We start from the raw sequence: 17,145 nt of genomic DNA, 5'->3' as shown, positions 1-17,145 counted from the left end.
TCAAGAGGTATTACCTTGAAGGGGCTCAAAAGTTCCAACTATTTCGCTAAAGGCTGTTAACCTGATATTCAATAAAATTGCACCAAGTCGGTGATTGTATGCATTAATTTGGTGCGCTTTCATGCAATATTGATCGCCTGCACATAGATATACTTGGTTCAAAACTTGCTGTGTTGCTTTTAATAATGTTTGAGTAGTAAAAGTGGATATTAGGTATCTGACTACTTGTTATTTTGAAAATCAACCGAAATAATGGGAAAGAACTACGTGGAGCGAGAAAGAAGATATGGATCTGACACCCAGAGAAAAAGACAAATTGCTGATATTTACCGCCGCCTTGCTGGCGGAGCGGCGCAAGGCGCGTGGCCTGAAATTGAATTACCCGGAGGCGGTCGCCCTGATCACCGCTGCCATCATGGAAGGTGCGCGTGATGGCCGCACGGTGGCAGAACTGATGTCAGAAGGCACGCAAATACTCAGCCGTGCCGATGTCATGGAAGGCGTGCCGGAAATGATTCCTGATATCCAGGTCGAAGCGACTTTCCCGGACGGCAGCAAGCTGGTTACTGTCCATCACCCCATTCCTTAGGAGAAAACCATGATACCAGGCGAAACCCTGATAGAGGATGGGGATATCGAATTGAACGTAGGTCGTCCCGTTGTCAGCATTACTGTGGCCAATAGCGGTGACAGGCCGATACAGGTAGGCTCACATTTTCATTTTTATGAAACCAATCCGTCCCTGCAATTTGACCGTCAACAGGCTTACGGCATGCGACTCAACATTGCTGCCGGTACCGCCATTCGTTTTGAGCCGGGGCAGCAACGCAGCATAGAACTGGTGGCCCTGGCGGGTGACAGAAAAGTCTATGGTTTCAGCGGTAAAGTGATGGGGGCGCTATGAAAATTTCACGTCATGCTTATGCTGAAATGTTCGGGCCAACCACGGGTGACCGCATCCGTCTGGCAGATACCGGCCTGTTCATAGAAATTGAAAAAGACTTTGCCATCTATGGCGAAGAGGTGAAGTTTGGTGGCGGCAAGGTGATACGCGATGGTATGGGCCAGTCGCAAAGGCCACATGCTGAAGTCATGGATACCGTCATCACCAATGCTGTCATCATTGATCACTGGGGTATCGTCAAAGCAGACATCGGCATTAAAAATGGCTTGATTGCCTGTATAGGCAAGGCCGGCAACCCAGATATACAGTCTGGTGTTGACATGGCCATTGGTGGTGCGACCGAGATCATTGCCGGTGAAGGCAAGATCGTAACCGCTGGTGGCATCGATTCACACATCCATTTTATTTGCCCGCAGCAGATTGAAGAAGCGTTGATGAGTGGCGTCACCACCATGCTGGGCGGCGGCACTGGCCCGGCCACCGGCACGGCAGCCACTACCTGTACGCCAGGCCCCTGGCATATGCATTCCATGCTGATGGCGGCAGATGCTTTTCCAATGAACCTGGGCTTTATGGGCAAGGGCAATGTCAGCCTGCCTTTACCGCTGGAAGAGCAGGTCAGGGCCGGTGCCATTGGCCTGAAGCTGCATGAAGACTGGGGCACGACGCCACAAGCCATCGACAATTGCTTGACCGTGGCAGACCAGATGGATGTGCAGGTTGCCATCCACAGTGACACGCTGAACGAAGGCGGCTTTCTGGAGCATACCCTGGCGGCATTCAAGGACAGGACTATCCACACCTTCCATACCGAAGGTGCAGGCGGTGGCCATGCGCCGGATATTATTGCGGCGGTGGGCGAGGCGAATGTACTGCCATCCTCCACCAATCCTACCCGGCCTTACACCGTCAATACCCTGGACGAGCATCTCGATATGCTCATGGTCTGCCATCATCTTGACCCGGCTATTGCCGAAGACATCGCCTTTGCCGAATCACGCATAAGGCGCGAAACCATTGCTGCGGAAGATATTTTGCATGATATCGGTGCTATTTCGATGATGTCTTCCGATTCCCAGGCCATGGGCCGTGTTGGCGAAGTCATTATGCGTACCTGGCAAACGGCAGACAAGATGAAGCAGCAGCGTGGTTCGCTGGCGGAAGACAATGCGCGTCATGACAACTTCCGCGTCAAACGCTACATCGCCAAATATACGATCAACCCGGCACTGACCCATGGCATTGCCCATGCAGTTGGCTCGCTGGAGGTGGGCAAGATTGCCGATATCGTCTTGTGGAAGCCCGCTTTCTTTGGCGTGAAGCCATCGATGATCATCAAGGGCGGCATGATCGCCGCCGCCCAGATGGGTGACCCGAATGCATCAATACCAACGCCACAGCCCGTGCATTACCGCATGATGTTTGGTGCCTTTGGTGGCGGCTTGAAAAAGTCCTTTACCTTTGTTTCGCAGGCGGGGCTGGATGCCGGGCTGGCAGAACAACTGAAGTTGAACAAGACCCTGATTGCCGTCAAGAACACACGGCATATTCGCAAAAAGGACATGATACACAATGGCCTGACGCCAAAAATGGAAGTTGATTCCGAAACCTATGAAGTCCGTGCCAATGGTGAATTGCTGGTGTGTGAACCAGCAAAAATCCTGCCCATGGCCCAACGCTATTTTTTATTTTAAACAATGCTGACATTACAAACAAAAATTGAGACTGCCGACAGCATCGCCGGGCAACTGGTTTTGCCGTATGAATTACGTGAAAAAAGCCGCTTGCGTGCCACGCTTGTCAGCGGTGAAGATGTTGCGGTGTTTGCCGTACGCGGCACAGTCATGCGCCATGGTGACCTGATGCTGGGTAATGATGGCCGCGTGATAGAAGTCGTTGCTGCTGCCGAGCCGACATATAAGGTGGAATGCGAAACTGCCTTTAATTTATTGCGCTGCGCCTTCCATTTGGGTAACCGGCATACCCAGGCGCAGGTCGGTGACGGTTTTTTGCGCATACGCAAAGACCCGGTGCTAAAGGAAATGTTGCAGGGGCTGGGCGCAGTCGTTACTGAAGAACAGGCCAGTTTTGAGCCCGAATCAGGTGCTTATGGCGGTGGCCATCATCATGGTGGTGATGATGGGCATCCGCATAATCCACTTGCGCCGATACCTTTGCGCCAGCGCATACATCGTCCTTCAGACAGCAAGGCTTGAACATGCAGTCTGCGGCATTGCTCCATTTGTTGCAACTGGCCAGCCCGTCTTTGCCTATCGGTGCCTATAGTTATTCGCAAGGAATGGAAGCGGCGATAGAAAAAGGCCTGGTGCGCAACGAAACAACAGCCAGGGAATGGATCATCAATTCCCTGCATGAAGTGGTGGCCCGTTTTGAAGCGCCGGTACTGTGGCGTTTGTTGCAGGCTTTTGGTGAAAGAGATCTGGCCGCCGTGTCGCATTGGACCAGCCTGTTCATTGCCGCCAGGGATACAGCAGAATTTCGGGCAGAGAGCATACAGATGGGTTATTCACTGGGCAAACTGGTGAGCGACCTGAAAATTGCCGATGCAGAATTATTGGCGATTTTGCTGGCGCAACATGAATTGCCTTTGCCCACGGCCATGGCTGCAGCCGCCGTTGCCTTGCAGGTACCGCCAGAATCAGTCTTGCTGGGCATGCTGTTTTCGTGGGCAGAAAACCAGGTGCTGGTGGGGGTGAAGTCCATACCCCTGGGTCAGGTGGCAGGGCAACGTTTACTGCTGTCGTTGCGACCAGAACTGGAAAAAGCGGCAAGACTGGCGCAAGAGCTGGAAGATGGCCAATTATCAAATTGGGCACCCGGGCTGTCTTTGCTGTCCATGCAGCATGAGGTCCAATACAGCCGGCTATACCGGTCATAAAGGCGGTCATAAAGCCGGTCGTAAGAAATAAAAAACAGGAAACAATAAATGAATACTCAAACACATACATCTTCAGAACCAAACCCCTTGCGCGTAGGCATAGGTGGTCCGGTAGGTTCAGGTAAAACTGCATTGTGCGAAATGCTGTGCAAAAGCATGCGCGACCAGTATGAAATGGCGGTCATTACCAATGACATCTATACCAAGGAAGACATGGAAATTCTGCTGCGTGCAGATGCCTTGCCTGCCGAACGTCTGATGGGGGTGGAAACTGGTGGCTGCCCGCACACTGCCATACGCGAAGATGCTTCCATCAACCTGGAAGCGATAGCCCGCATGAGTGCTGATTTCCCTGACCTTGATTTGATACTGGTGGAATCGGGTGGTGACAACCTGGCGGCCACCTTCAGCCCAGAACTGTCTGACCTGACCATCTACGTCATTGACGTGGCCGGTGGCGAAAAAATCCCGCGCAAAGGTGGGCCAGGCATCACCCGTTCAGACTTGTTGATCATCAATAAAACCGATCTGGCACCGCACGTAGGCGCCAATCTGGACATCATGGCGCAAGACGCCAAGCGCATGCGTGGTGAACGGCCTTTTGTATTTACCAATCTGCGCACGGGTGACGGGCTGGAAGCGGTAGTCAGCTTTATCCGCAAACAAGGCATGCTGGACGAAGTCAAAAACTAATTTTCAATCTGGAATCGGGAGATAAATATGAAAGCAAGTAAATCGCAAATTCTTGGTGCTATCACCGCGTTCAGCCTCGCCATGATGACTATGCCAGCGTCGGCGCATGACAGTGTGCTGCATACCATGAATGCCTTGCAGGATGGCTTTCTCCATCCATTCACCGGGCTTGATCATTTGCTGGCCATGCTGGCGATAGGTATCTGGGCGGCGCAACAAAAACAGGCACGTGCATGGTTGATACCAGCCAGTTTTCCTTTAATGATGATCGCTGGCGGCGCACTGGCCCTGGCAGGGCTTGCATTGCCGGGCGTAGAGCACGGCATTGCCGCTTCTGTCGTGGTGCTGGGCCTGTTGATCAGTTTTGCTGTTAAATTGCCTGTCGGTGCAGGTGTGGCCTTGGTATCTGTGTTTGCCGTGGCACATGGTTATGCACATGGTCAGGAAATGCCAGCGAATGCATCTGCACTGTTGTATGGCAGCGGTTTTGTGCTGGCTACCGCCTTTATCCATGTCATGGGCTGGATGGCGGGTAAGGGCGCACAACAATGGCTGGCAAGTCAGTTGCCGCGTGTTGCTGGTGCAGGCATTGCCATGGCTGGGGTTTTCTTTTTCGTATCTGCAAGCTGATTTTGCAAGCTGATTCTGTAAGCTGATAGAGGTTCAATCTTTAATCAAGCTATAGGGCAAGGGTGGCGATGTCATTCTTGCCTGATTTGTAATTTACTGCATGCTGTGACCCTTTGGTCGCCACTTCAAGTGACTATGCCGATTTCGTCTTCCAGAACGCATACAAACATCAAGACTGTCGTTCACTGTGGACTTACACTTTCTCCTATTCAAGCCTGACAGCTGCTGAATTACTCCATGTGTTGCTTCATTTTTGTTGTGACCGATTTCTTCGACCGCTTGTATGCCTGTTTTTTTGGGTTGATATGTTGGCTGATTTGTTGAGCATCTGTCAGCGCAAGGTTTCTTTGACTGATTTTCAAAATTAACCGGGTTTCGCCGGAGAAAGCAAGGCAAATACCATGTGGCAAGGTGTCATTCCCGCAGTAACGACAAAATTCAATTCCGACGACAGTCTCGATTTTAAAGAGATGGAACGTTGTTTCCATTATCTGATGGATGCCGGTTGCGATGGCCTCATCGCCTGTGGCTCTTTGGGTGAAGGCCCGCTGTTGTCGCATGCAGAGCGCATTGATGTATTGAAACTGACCAAGCAGGTTACGGGTAACAAGCCAGCGATCATGACCGTGGCCGAAGCCGCGACGCGCGATGCCTGCGCCCTGGCAGAAAAAGCTGCCAAAGCCGGTGCCGATGGTTTGATGGTGGTGCCAAGCACCATTTACCATACCAATCATTGTGAGACCGTCGCCACGCTGCGCAGCATTGCGGCAGCGGGGGATTTGCCCATCATGATTTATTCGAATCGCCTGGCCTATCGCGTTGATGTGACCACCGACATGCTCGAAGAGCTGGCAGATGATGCCCGCTTTGTGGCTGTCAAGGAATCATCGGACGATATTCGCCGTACGACAGAAATCATCAATCGCCTGGGCAATCGCTATGACCTGTTCACCGGTGTCGACAATCTGGCGTTTGAAGCATTGACTGCTGGTGCCAAAGGCTGGGTAGCCGGGCTGGTAGTGGCTTTCCCGCATGAAACGGTGGCAATTTATCGCCTGATACAGGCCGGTCGTTATGCTGAAGCGCTCGATATCTACCGCTGGTTCCGTCCCTTGCTGGATCTGGATGTGTCTACCTATCTGGTGCAAAACATCAAACTGGTCGAAGCCCTGGTGATCGATTCCAATGACAGGGTACGTGCACCGCGCCTGCCACTGGACGGTGCCTTGCGCGCACGGGTAGAACAGATAGTCAACGCTGCCCTGGCAAGCCGCCCTGTGCTGCCTGTATTTAATTGACTTTAACTCACTTTAACTGACAGGCTGGTTCAGGATGTGGCAGTGATGAGCATGAAGCCAAGGGCGCTGGTGGTTGGGGCAGGCATAGTCGGTAGTGCCTGCGCGCTCAAATTGCAGCAGGATGGTTTCCAGGTTGGCCTGATTGACGCTGGTACGCCAGGTTGTGGTGTGACAGCGGCGGGCATGGGACATTTGGTGGCACTGGATGAAAGCAGCCAGGAGCTTGATCTGTGTCTCTTGTCCTTGCGTTTATGGCGTGAGTTTTTTGCCGAGTTTCCTGATGTTGGCGAACCAAGTCCCTGTGGCACCTTGTGGGTGGCCGAGGATGAAGCGCAACTGGCAGAAGCACAGCACAGAGCCGCCACCTTGAATGCACGGGACTGGCAGGCCGATGCACTGAGCGGTGCGCAGGTACAAAAGCTGGAACCAGCCTTGCGCCCCGGTTTGGCTGGTGGCGTCCGGGTGATGGGTGACAGTGTGGTGTATCCGCCGCAAATCGCCTATTTCATGGCGCAGCAATTACGCAGGCAGGGTGGGCAATTGTTGCTGGGCCAGCGCGTCAGCAGCGTGCATGCTGCCAGCCTGAAACTGGAAGATGGTAGCAGGCTGGGCGCAGATGTCATCGTCATTGCCGCCGGTCTGGACGTGGCAAGGCTCTTGCCAGAGATTGCCGTATTTGGCCGCAAAGGGCATCTTGCTATTACCGACCGCTACCCAGGACGCCTGTCGCACCAGATCGTTAGTATGAATTATGGCCAGGCAGCAGTGACTGCCGATGCCCTGGCTGTCGCTGCCAACATTCAGCCACGCCCGACCGGGCAATGGTTGCTGGGTTCCTGTCGCCAGGATCATCAGACAGATACCAGCATTGATCCGCGCGCTTTGGGCGCTGTGCTACAGGCAGCCATGCAATTATTACCCTGCCTGGCGGATATGCAGATTATTCGTGCCTGGGCGGGTATGCGTCCGGCCTCGCCTGATGGGCAACCTATCATAGGGCCGCATCCACTGTTACCAGGCATCTGGGTGGCAGCAGGGCATGAAGGTCTGGGCGTGACAACAGCTTTGGCTACGGCACAGATACTGGCAGACCAGATTGCCGCACGCCCTGGCAAACTTGATGACACTGCCTATCTGCCTTCACGTTTTTTCTCTGAACATGGTGGCAAATATGCCTGAAATGCCTGAACAAACAGCCATGCAGGTAAAAACACCGGCAAAAATATGGATCAATGGCCAGCCTGTTGAATGCAGCAGTGACATAACGGTGGCTGCGGCATTGATGCAATACCAGCATCAGCAAACCCATGTGTCAGTCATTGGCCAGCCACGTTTTGCCGTTTGTGGCATGGGTGTCTGCCAGGAATGCCGGGTCAGCATTAATGGCCAGCCACATCGCCTGGCCTGCCAGGAATACTGCCGGTCAGGCATGGTCATCAACACCGGGTTTGGTGGGCAATGATGGGCGACACGATAGTGGCATTCTCTACCGATGTGCTGATAGTCGGTGCTGGCCCGGCTGGTCTGGCTGCTGCACTGGCAGCCACGGCACAGGCAGGTGTCACGGTGACCATCATTGATGAAAATCCGGCACCCGGTGGCCAGATATGGCGTGGCGGTTCTGGTCAGTGGCGCGACAGTCGCGCGCAGGCACTGTGGGACACGCTGAGCCAACGTACCAATCTGCGTATCGTTTATGGTGCACGCATTGTAGGCAGGTTCGGCGAGCAGGAATTTTTGCTGGAAACCGCTGATGGTGCGCAAACAATACGTTGGGAGAAATGCATACTCTGTACCGGCGCACGTGAACTGTTGCTGCCTTTCCCCGGCTGGACACTGCCCGGCGTTACCGGAGCGGGTGGTTTACAAGCCCTGATCAAAGGCGGTATGCCGGTAAAGGGGAAACGTGTGGTGATTGCCGGCAGCGGCCCCTTGTTGCTGGCGGTGGCTGATACGGCAAGGCGGGCAGGGGCCATGGTCGTTACCATTGCAGAACATCGCAGCACTGGCGAGTTGATGAGTTTCTTCCTGGCCTTGCTCCGTCAGCATCGGGGTAAATTTTTGCAGGCCATTAAATTGTTCTGGTCTCTGAAGCAGATTGCTTACCGGCATGATGCCAGGGTCATCAAGGCCACTGGTGAACAGCAGTTAAGCAGTGTCAGCCTGCAACACGGCAGTAAAACACTGGATCTGCCTTGTGATTTTCTGGCCTGTGGTTTTGGCTTGCTGCCCAATCCTGAGCTTGGCGGTCTGCTGGCTTGTCATATCGATGAAGGCAGTATTCAGGTGGATGCACATCAGGCCAGCAGTCAGCCTGCCATCTGGGCCGCCGGTGAAGCTTGCGGCATAGGTGGTGTCGATAAGGCCCTGGCAGAAGGACACATTGCCGGTCTGGCAGCCACAGGCCAGACCATCAGCGACGATGCGCTGGCCAGGCGCGACCAGGCCAGGCTATTTGCGCAACTGCTCAATAGCAGCTTTGCTGCGGACGAAAGATGGCGTCATCTATGTCAGCCAGATACCCTGGTTTGCCGTTGTGAAGATGTCAGCGCCCAGCAACTGGCCTTGCATGGCGACTGGCGCAGCGCCAAGTTGATGACCAGGGCTGGCATGGGGGCCTGTCAGGGCCGTATCTGTGGTGCAGCCTGTCAATTTTTGTTTGGCTGGCAAGCCCCTGGCATGCGGCCGCCGGTTTTTCCGGTCAAGGTATCTACACTGGCGGCACTGGGAACAATCGGTGCTGACCATAAACAATAAACCATAAACCATAAACCATAAACAATAAACAATAAACAATCAGCAAAGCTGATTGTTTGACGGCTGGTAACTGTCACCCTGAAGCAGGTTTGCCAGCCTGCTTTTTTCTTTTCTTCGCTGCCAAATTTCCTGCAGATTGACTGTTTGCCCCATGATTTATGCATTCTGTCGCAAGTGCATGGCAGATGAGGATGGTCGTGTCTAAGATAACTACATCGATCTACAACACTGGCTTTGAAAAGCCCAACCACACTCACGAGAGGCACATCATGACTTCCAATAAACGTACCGCACTGATCGTATTTTTTCTTATGCTGCTGGCTGTTATCAGCTTAGGTGCATTCAGCGACGTGAACATGCACGTCAATGGTCATGAAACGGGTGTGATCGGCGGCTTGTTCGGTTTCGTTTTGGCTTGCGGCATAGGTGCTTGTGCCATATTGCTGGCCCTGGGTCTGACGGGTGTGGTACTGGCAGGTGTGGGCATTTTATTGTTCTTCATCATTGCCGTCGTACTTGGTTCTCTTGCGCTGGCGCTCTTGCCCCTGTTATTTCCTGTCTTGCTGATCGTTGGTCTGGTGGCACTGTTTTCAAAGCGTAATCCTGCATAAGACATTTTTTGAGACATGCATCCCTGCCTGTCATGCCTTGGTGCGCAGGATGAATTGCACGCACTGCGCAGCCAGTTCCTCTATGCTGATGCCGGTGCCACGGCGATACCATTGGGCGGTCCAGTTCAGGGTGCCAAACATCAGTAATTTATCCAATGGTGTTGGCATGGCCCAGTCGCCCGAGGCATGCAGGGCGACAATGGCTTGTTCCCACACGGTTTCATACCTGTCTTTAAGGGCAATAATCCTGGTGCGCGCAGGTTTGTCCAGCGAACGCCATTCATACAGCAAGACGGCAATAAAATCATGATCCGGTGCCAGCAGGGTATTCAGGTGCACTTCTACCAGACGCTGAAATGCCAGGCGCGCTGGCAAATCGGCCAGGCTCAGTTGTTCAATTTCCTGCAATGATCTTTGCATGCCCTGTTCCATCACCGCAACCAGAATGTCCTGCTTGGTTTTGAAGTGATAAAACCAGCTGCCTGACTGTATGCCCACCGCAGCGGCGATGTCACGCACCGTGGTGTTGTCATAGCCTTTTTTGCGAAATAACCGGGCCGACTGGCTGATCAGTTCCTGTCGTATGCTTTCTGATTCGTCCAGCACAGGCCGCCCCCTTTTTTTTGCAGGTGGCTGGCTTTGCTGCGTTGCGTCACCAGTTGCTGTAGCGGTGGTCATCACTTTATCTGGCATGGCGAATGGGGATAGTCTTCTAAAAATCAGGGATGATGCTCGTATGGGTGCCGGAGATGGTAACCTTAAAGCAGACTTGCGGCAATTCAAGCCAATTCAAACATAAAAGCAAGCTAACGACCATGGATGGAGACACTATGCAAATCAAGCCTGGCTGGATGACACCAGAACTGGACAGCTTTCGTGACGCCGTGCGGCGCTTTGTCGATGCCGAAGTGATTCCGCATCAGGACCGCTGGAAAAAGCAGCAACATGTAGACCGCGAAGTCTGGCACAAGGCGGGGGCTATGGGCATGTTGCTGGCAGACATACCTGAAGAATATGGTGGTTCCGGCGGCAGCTTTGCGCATCAGGCCATCGTGTTTGAAGAACTGACTTATGCCGGTGACATGGCCCTGGGTATTCATGTACACGCCATCGTCGCACACTACATTTTGAATCAGGGTACGGAAGAACAAAAACACTATTATCTGCCCAGGCTGGCAAGTGGTGAAATGGTGGCTGCCATTGCCATGTCTGAACCAGGCGCCGGTTCTGATCTGAAAGGCATACGCACCAGTGCACTGCGCCGGGACGATAGTTACGTCATCAATGGTTCCAAAACCTTTATCTCCAATGGTTACCTGGCTGACCTGGTGGTAGTCGTTACCAAGACAGACCCGGATGCCGGTGCCAAAGGTATTTCGCTGTTACTGGTCGAAACCAGGGATTGCCCGGGTTACCGCGTCGGCCGCATACTGGAAAAAATAGGGCAAAAAGGTCAGGATACCTGCGAGCTGTTTTTTGATGATGTGCGCGTGCCAACTGATCGCGTGCTGGGCGGCACCGAAGGCAAAGGCTTTAGCCAGTTGATGACAGAATTGCCGTATGAACGCACGATACTGGGCGTGGCCGGTGTCGCTGCCATAGAGCGGGCACTGCGTCTGACCATAGAACATACACGTGAACGCAAGGCTTTTGGGCAGGCTCTGATCGAGATGCAGAACACCCGCTTTGTCCTGGCAGAAATCAAGACCGAGGCAACCATCGCCCGCACCTTTATTGACCGCTGCATCGTCGATATGATGGAAGGTCGCATGGATACCGAACTGGCTTCCATGGCCAAATACTGGATATCCGATCTGCAATGCAAGGTCATTGACCAGTGTCTGCAATTGTTTGGTGGCTATGGTTACATGATGGAATATCCTATAGCGCAAATGTATGTGGACGCCAGGGTGCAGCGTATCTACGGCGGTGCCAATGAAATCATGAAAGAAATTATTGCGCGCAATCTGTGAGCAGGCAGACAAACCAGAACGATGGATAAAGGATGAAACATGGCTGGACCTTTAACAGGAATACGTGTCATTGAAATGGTGGGCCTGGGGCCTTGTCCGTTTGCCGCCATGATGTTGGCCGACATGGGTGCGGAAGTCATACGCATAGACCGCAAAATGGCGGCTGGCAGCAAAAATCCTTTCCCCATGCTGGGGAGCAAATACGATGTCATGGCGCGTGGCCGGCGATCACTGGCACTGGATTTGAAGCAGGAAGAAGCAAAAAATCTGGTACTGGAACTGGCAGGGAAAGCAGATATCTTGCTGGAAGGTTTTCGGCCTGGGGTCATGGAAAGACTGGGTCTGGGCCCGGAACCCTGCATGCAAGCCAATCCACGGCTGGTATATGGACGCATTACCGGCTGGGGGCAGGATGGACCATTGGCCCAGGCGGCAGGACATGACCTGAACTACATCGCACTCAGCGGCATGTTGCACGCCATGGGCAGGGCGGATACCCCACCTGTGCCACCACTGAACCTGGTCGGGGATTTTGGTGGCGGTGCCATGATGCTGGCATTTGGGGTCGTCTGCGCCGCGCTCGAAGCACGCAACTCAGACAAGGGACAGGTTGTTGATGCTGCCATGGTTGATGGTTCTGCGTTGCTGGGTGCCATGATTTACGGTTTCCGTGCTTTTGGTGCATGGAGTGACCAGCGTGGCGCGAATATGTTGGATGGTGGCGCTCATTTTTATGACACCTATGCCTGTGCCGATGGCAAATACATTTCCATCGCTTCGATAGAGCCACAGTTTTACGCCCTGTTATTGCAACTCTCTGGCATCACGGATGCTGCATTTGAAGCGCAGATGGATGCCAGCAAGTGGCCAGAATTAAAAGCGAAATGTGCCAGCCTGTTCAAAACCAGGACCCGGCAGCAATGGTGTGAATTGATGGAAGGGACGGATATCTGTTTTGCTCCGGTTCTGGATATGGCAGAAGCACCCACACATCCGCACAACCAGGCCAGGGGCAATTTTGTCGATGTGGATGGTGTCACCCAGCCAGCGCCCGCACCCCGATTCAGCCGCACCAGCCCGGAACTAGGACTTCCACCCGCGTCGCCAGGTCAGCATAGTGAAGCTATTTTGCGTGACTGGGGAATTGCTGAAGACAGAATCAGCAGTTTGGCAGAGCACAAACTGATTTAGCAGCTAAAATTCAAAGAAACTGATTCAATTGTGCATGTGTGATAGCCAAGGGGGGTCATTGTTTGGCAATGATCCCGGCTGCCAGTTCAAATTCAAACTGATGCATGAAATGCTTGAGCTGTATCATGCGGTCCGGACTCAACTGGCTGGCAATGGCATTCTGGTGTTCATCAAACAGGGTTTGTGCATCACCGTCGGATGCCAGCAATAAATAATATAAATCAGACAGCAGTTGTTTCGCCTCAAGCTCGCTGAATGCAGCTTCTGCCGGTTTGGGCAGGTTGTCCGGCAATTGTGCAGTCAATTCATCGAGGACGGCATTCAGTGATTGTTGCAGTCGTTCTTGCAATGCAGTAATCGTTTCGCGGTCGTTTTCATTGAACAAGGCCTGTTCCATCTCTGCTGCGATTTTTTGCAGTTCCACCGCGCCTATGCTGCCTGCCAGTCCTTTCAGGGTATGGCTTAATCTTTCTGCATTTTTATTATCGTTGTTGTCCAGCAGGCGTTGAATTTCAGGTAGCGTGTCTGCCTGGCTTTGTTGAAACCTATGCAGCATACTCAGATAAAAATCCTGGCGTCCACCCATGTAATGCAAACCTTGCCGGGTATCGAGCTGGGTGAAATGCGGCAGGATGATGTCGGTTTCTTCGTGAAGTGCAACCAGTGATGCTGCCAAAGAGACAGCCGAGGCGATGCTGGTCTGTTCTTCGCCGCCGCTGATCCAGCGCGATACGATCCTGAACAGGGCTTCCGGCTGCACCGGCTTGGTCAGATAATCCTGCATGCCTTCGCGCATGCAGCGCTCGCGTATATCGCCAACTGCATGGGCTGTCAGGGCGATGATGGGTGTGTCATCAAATTGCGCTTCTTTGCGTATCAGGGCGGCAGCTTCATGGCCATCCATGACAGGCATCTGCAAATCCATGAAAATCATGGCGTAATAGCCGGGTGGCGAAGCCAGCGCCAGGCGCACGGCTTCGCTGCCATTTTCGGCGACATCGGCAGTGATGCCGACCATGCTCAAGAGTTCCAGCGCGATTTGCTGGTTAACGGGATTGTCTTCTGCCAGCAATACACGACGCCCGGCATGGTTTTGCGATGGCTGTGCCGGTCTGTTTTTTTCTTGCTGGGCAGATAAATTGCCTGACAGATGTGGTTTGTTGAACGGATGGGCGTTGGCGTCGAAAACCAGTTCAAAGGTGAAGGTGGAGCCCTGGTTTGCCACGCTGTGTACGCTGATTTCGCCACCCATCAATTCCACCAGACGGCGCGAAATTGACAGGCCCAGCCCGGTGCCGCCATATTTGCGGGTGGTTGATCCATCGGCCTGGGTAAATGGCTGGAACAGGTTTTGCTGTTGTTCAGCCGACATGCCTATGCCGGTATCGCTGACAGAAAAGCGCAGCAGTGACCGGCTGGGTGTATTGGCTGGCAATGGCAAACTGTGTACTTGCAGGGTGATATCGCCACCCGTAGGCGTAAATTTGACAGCGTTATTGACCAGATTGATCAGCACCTGGCCCAGACGCAAAGGATCACCATAAATGCTTGGCGGCACATCGCTATCAACCTGAACCAGGTAGTTGACCTGTTTTTCTGCTGCCTTCTGACTGGTCACGGTGGAGATGCCGGTCAACACTTCTTCTATGGAAAACGGAATGCATTCGACATCCAGCATGCCCGCTTCTATCTTGGAAAAATCCAGGATGTCATTGATGATGCCGAGCAGTGATTCACCGGCATGATGTATTTTGCTGACATAGTCATATTGCTTGGGTGTCAGCCGGGTTTGCAAGGCCAGATGGGCCAGGCCGATGACTGCATTCATGGGCGTGCGGATTTCATGGCTCATATTCGCCAGGAATTCACTCTTCAGGCGCGTCGCATCTTCCGCCTTTTTGCGGGCCAGCCTTTCGGTGATGCTTGCCGCTTCCAGTTGCTGCTGGGTCAGTCGCAGCTCACGATAGGCGTTGGCGTTGTCGAGTGCGATTGCGCCGTATGCACACAGGGTGCGGAAAATCAGGCATTCCCGTTCACCATAGGCGTGCTCGCGTGGGGTCTGTATGGTCATTACACCCAGAATGCGCTCATTGATACTGAGTGGGGCAAACAGCAGGCTGAGGGTCTGCAAGGTATCAAGCACGACGGTAAATTCATTGTCAGCCTGCAGCTCCAGTATGATTTCGCGTTTCTCACGCACGCAGCGGGCACTGAAGGCGCGCTCATCGTTGACCGCAACTTCATGATACGGATGCGGCAGGTTTTCTTCTATGCCAAAGGCCTGGGTCAGGGTCTTGCCGTCGTCGGACAGCAGATAAATGATGAAGGTGGTAGCATCCAGCAAATCTTTCAGGTGATGATGTATCGCTTCAAAGACGGCTTCCGGCTCCAGGTTGGAGGTGATTTTTTGCCCTATCTTGCCCAGTCGTTCCAGCGTCACACCGGCCTCTTGCAAGGTGGCTGCACGGCGTGCTTCTGATGCGGCAATCAGCCTGTGTTGTTCAGCTTCTGCACGTATCAATTCGGTTTCATGTCTGACCTGCGCCATGGCTGTGCGGTTGTTTGCCTGTTTTTTACTTTCACGCTGCTCTGCTATGACGGCCATTTTTGCATATGCCAGTGCCTTGCCGGTTTCGCCATTATCTGACCAGGCATGGCTGAGGGCCATCAGCAATTCTGTACTGGCTTGCCAGCCCTCGGTCAATTTACCGGTTTGTAATGACTCTTCCAGGTAATAGATGGTGGCATTCGGCGCATCCATGTTGGCTGGCAGGCTGACCACATGACGCGCATGAATTTCTGCCAGTGTCTGGTTCAATGTTACACCCAGCGCAGTGAACTGGTGCAGGTGGATCAGGGTTCGTGCTTCTTCTATGGCATCCAGGGCGGCGGTGGCCTGGCCAGCGATGGACAGGGCACGCGCATAACGTATCAGGGCTTGCGGCAAGTCATCCATCGAGTGGGCAGCGCGAAACAGGCTGATGGCCTCGCTGAATGCCAGTATGGCTTTGTCAGTTTCACCCTGTAGCAACAGGCATTCTGCCAATTCTGCATGGACAATGGCTTTATTGATGCCACCCGGCGCATGGGAAAAGCCATTCAGTGCTTCTTCCAACGTTTTTTTACTGCGTTCCAGTTGCCCCAGTTGCCGTAGCAGGCTACCCAGATGCGACATGGCATAGCCAATCAGGGCAGGCCATTCGGTTTCATGAGCACGTTCTGCCGCCCAGTCAAATACGCCGGCAGCGCCTTCCAGATCACCGATGGCCTGCATGGATTCACCAGAATTACCGGCTGAAATAATGGCCAGCCTGATCATGCCGGCTTGACGCGCCAGTTCACTGGCTTGCAGATAATAGACGGATGAGCGGGCCGGTTCGCGCCGGCCCTGAATCACGCCCTGGGCTGCTGCCAGGTGGGCAGCCACTGCCGGGTGGGACAGGTGTTGATGTTGTCTGCCAAACGCAGCATGTCTGACCGACGCTGCCATAGGATCATAAAATGCCAGTTCATAGATGGCCCAGGATTCTGCAATCGATAGCCTGAGCTGATCATTGGCCCGGTTGTACCAGGTGACGGCATTGTTGCAGGCGCGGGCTTCACGCCCGGCATCACCCTGTTCCAGTGCCAGTGCTGCATCGGTCAGACTGGCGTCACCCAGGCCGGTTGCGTCATTGAGATCAGTGAAAACAGCCGTGCTTTCTTCCAGCAGGCGTTCGGCAAAAGTCAGATTGCCATACAGAGCGGCAATTTCTGCCCTGATCAGGCAAAGGCGGGCATGAAACTGTCTGCGCAGTGTCTCTGGCGCTTCGAGGTCGGCCAGTTCTGCCAGCACCGTGATTGCAAGCACGGAGGCTCGCCGGCTATCTCTTTGCCGCAAGTGCCAGGCAAGGCTTAGTTGCGCCATGAATTTTTCCAGCCCATGCGCAGAAGTCAATCTGGCAGCAAGCTGTGTTACTTCGTCCTCTAGCGCGAATAGATTCATGATCATGGACAGAGTGCAGTTGTTCAAATCATACCTGATGCCGGTCGGTTTGATGGTGTATGGCACTCAGTTTTGTTGTAATTTAATACATTGCCAGGGCTGCGCTACAGGATAAGGGCTTGCCAGTGGGAACTTTTTGCCTGCGGATGCATCTGAAATCGTCTGGCTGATATGCTTTGGATATATTATTGCGCATCATTATTG

General features: G+C 53.4%; 16 protein-coding genes. 14 read left to right on the top strand and 2 right to left on the bottom strand.

Annotation, left to right across the window (positions count from 1 at the left end):
* Window positions 1-286 precede the first annotated feature (286 nt).
* The 12 genes from H8L32_RS00595 (at window position 287) to H8L32_RS00540 (ending at window position 9,792) form a co-directional block, all read left to right on the top strand.
* Window positions 287-589, top strand: a complete 303-nt coding sequence (locus H8L32_RS00595; RefSeq protein ID WP_110253278.1) for an urease subunit gamma — start codon at window positions 287-289, stop codon at window positions 587-589.
* A gap of 9 nt (window positions 590-598) precedes the next feature.
* Window positions 599-904, top strand: a complete 306-nt coding sequence (locus H8L32_RS00590) for an urease subunit beta (protein ID WP_162058817.1) — start codon at window positions 599-601, stop codon at window positions 902-904.
* Window positions 901-2,598, top strand: coding sequence for an urease subunit alpha (gene ureC, locus H8L32_RS00585; protein ID WP_186945230.1), 1,698 nt, complete (start codon window positions 901-903; stop codon window positions 2,596-2,598). The genes H8L32_RS00590 and ureC overlap by 4 nt, the downstream gene beginning before the upstream one ends.
* 3 nt (window positions 2,599-2,601) lie before the next feature.
* The gene (gene ureE, locus H8L32_RS00580; protein ID WP_186945229.1) at window positions 2,602-3,120 is read left to right on the top strand and encodes an urease accessory protein UreE; all 519 of its coding nucleotides are present in this window, start codon (window positions 2,602-2,604) and stop codon (window positions 3,118-3,120) included.
* Window positions 3,121-3,122: 2 nt separating this feature from the next.
* The gene (locus tag H8L32_RS00575; protein WP_186945228.1) at window positions 3,123-3,803 is read left to right on the top strand and encodes an urease accessory protein UreF; all 681 of its coding nucleotides are present in this window, start codon (window positions 3,123-3,125) and stop codon (window positions 3,801-3,803) included.
* Between the two features lie 48 nt (window positions 3,804-3,851).
* The gene (gene ureG / locus H8L32_RS00570) at window positions 3,852-4,496 is read left to right on the top strand and encodes an urease accessory protein UreG (protein WP_186945227.1); all 645 of its coding nucleotides are present in this window, start codon (window positions 3,852-3,854) and stop codon (window positions 4,494-4,496) included.
* Between the two features lie 27 nt (window positions 4,497-4,523).
* Window positions 4,524-5,126: a HupE/UreJ family protein gene (locus H8L32_RS00565; protein WP_186945226.1), complete on the top strand. Its 603-nt coding sequence runs from the start codon at window positions 4,524-4,526 to the stop codon at window positions 5,124-5,126.
* Window positions 5,127-5,527: 401 nt separating this feature from the next.
* A complete protein-coding gene (locus H8L32_RS00560) occupies window positions 5,528-6,424 on the top strand; it encodes a dihydrodipicolinate synthase family protein (RefSeq protein WP_186945225.1) in 897 nt (298 codons plus the stop codon).
* Window positions 6,425-6,469: 45 nt separating this feature from the next.
* Window positions 6,470-7,603 (top strand): NAD(P)/FAD-dependent oxidoreductase, encoded by a 1,134-nt coding sequence (locus H8L32_RS00555; RefSeq protein WP_186945224.1) that lies wholly within the window; start codon window positions 6,470-6,472, stop codon window positions 7,601-7,603.
* Complete coding sequence (locus H8L32_RS00550) at window positions 7,596-7,886, top strand: 2Fe-2S iron-sulfur cluster-binding protein (protein ID WP_230412006.1); 291 nt, start codon at window positions 7,596-7,598, stop codon at window positions 7,884-7,886. The genes H8L32_RS00555 and H8L32_RS00550 overlap by 8 nt, the downstream gene beginning before the upstream one ends.
* Entirely contained in the window at window positions 7,886-9,181 is a 1,296-nt protein-coding gene (locus H8L32_RS00545) for an NAD(P)/FAD-dependent oxidoreductase (protein ID WP_186945223.1), read from the top strand. The genes H8L32_RS00550 and H8L32_RS00545 overlap by 1 nt, the downstream gene beginning before the upstream one ends.
* A 269-nt stretch (window positions 9,182-9,450) precedes the next feature.
* Window positions 9,451-9,792, top strand: coding sequence for a hypothetical protein (locus H8L32_RS00540; RefSeq protein ID WP_186945222.1), 342 nt, complete (start codon window positions 9,451-9,453; stop codon window positions 9,790-9,792).
* 30 nt (window positions 9,793-9,822) lie between these two features.
* Here H8L32_RS00540 and H8L32_RS00535 read toward each other — a convergent pair whose 3' ends face one another.
* Entirely contained in the window at window positions 9,823-10,470 is a 648-nt protein-coding gene (locus tag H8L32_RS00535; RefSeq protein WP_186945221.1) for a TetR/AcrR family transcriptional regulator, read from the bottom strand.
* A 152-nt stretch (window positions 10,471-10,622) separates the two neighbouring features.
* Here H8L32_RS00535 and H8L32_RS00530 point away from each other — a divergent pair, with 152 nt between their 5' ends.
* Together H8L32_RS00530 and H8L32_RS00525 are read left to right on the top strand one after the other, a co-directional pair.
* Window positions 10,623-11,765 carry an acyl-CoA dehydrogenase family protein gene (locus tag H8L32_RS00530; protein WP_230412005.1) on the top strand — a complete coding sequence of 381 codons (1,143 nt, stop codon included), beginning with the start codon at window positions 10,623-10,625 and terminating at the stop codon, window positions 11,763-11,765.
* Between the two features lie 39 nt (window positions 11,766-11,804).
* Complete coding sequence (locus H8L32_RS00525; RefSeq protein ID WP_186945220.1) at window positions 11,805-12,956, top strand: CaiB/BaiF CoA transferase family protein; 1,152 nt, start codon at window positions 11,805-11,807, stop codon at window positions 12,954-12,956.
* 55 nt (window positions 12,957-13,011) lie between these two features.
* Here H8L32_RS00525 and H8L32_RS00520 read toward each other — a convergent pair whose 3' ends face one another.
* The gene (locus H8L32_RS00520; protein ID WP_186945219.1) at window positions 13,012-16,947 is read right to left on the bottom strand and encodes an ATP-binding protein; all 3,936 of its coding nucleotides are present in this window, start codon (window positions 16,945-16,947) and stop codon (window positions 13,012-13,014) included.
* Between the last annotated feature and the right edge of the window lie 198 nt (window positions 16,948-17,145).

It is taken from the genome of Undibacterium hunanense (genome assembly GCF_014284335.1).
Classification (GTDB): Bacteria; Pseudomonadota; Gammaproteobacteria; order Burkholderiales; family Burkholderiaceae_D; genus Undibacterium; species Undibacterium hunanense.
This window is presented reverse-complemented; position numbering and strand designations above follow the sequence as displayed.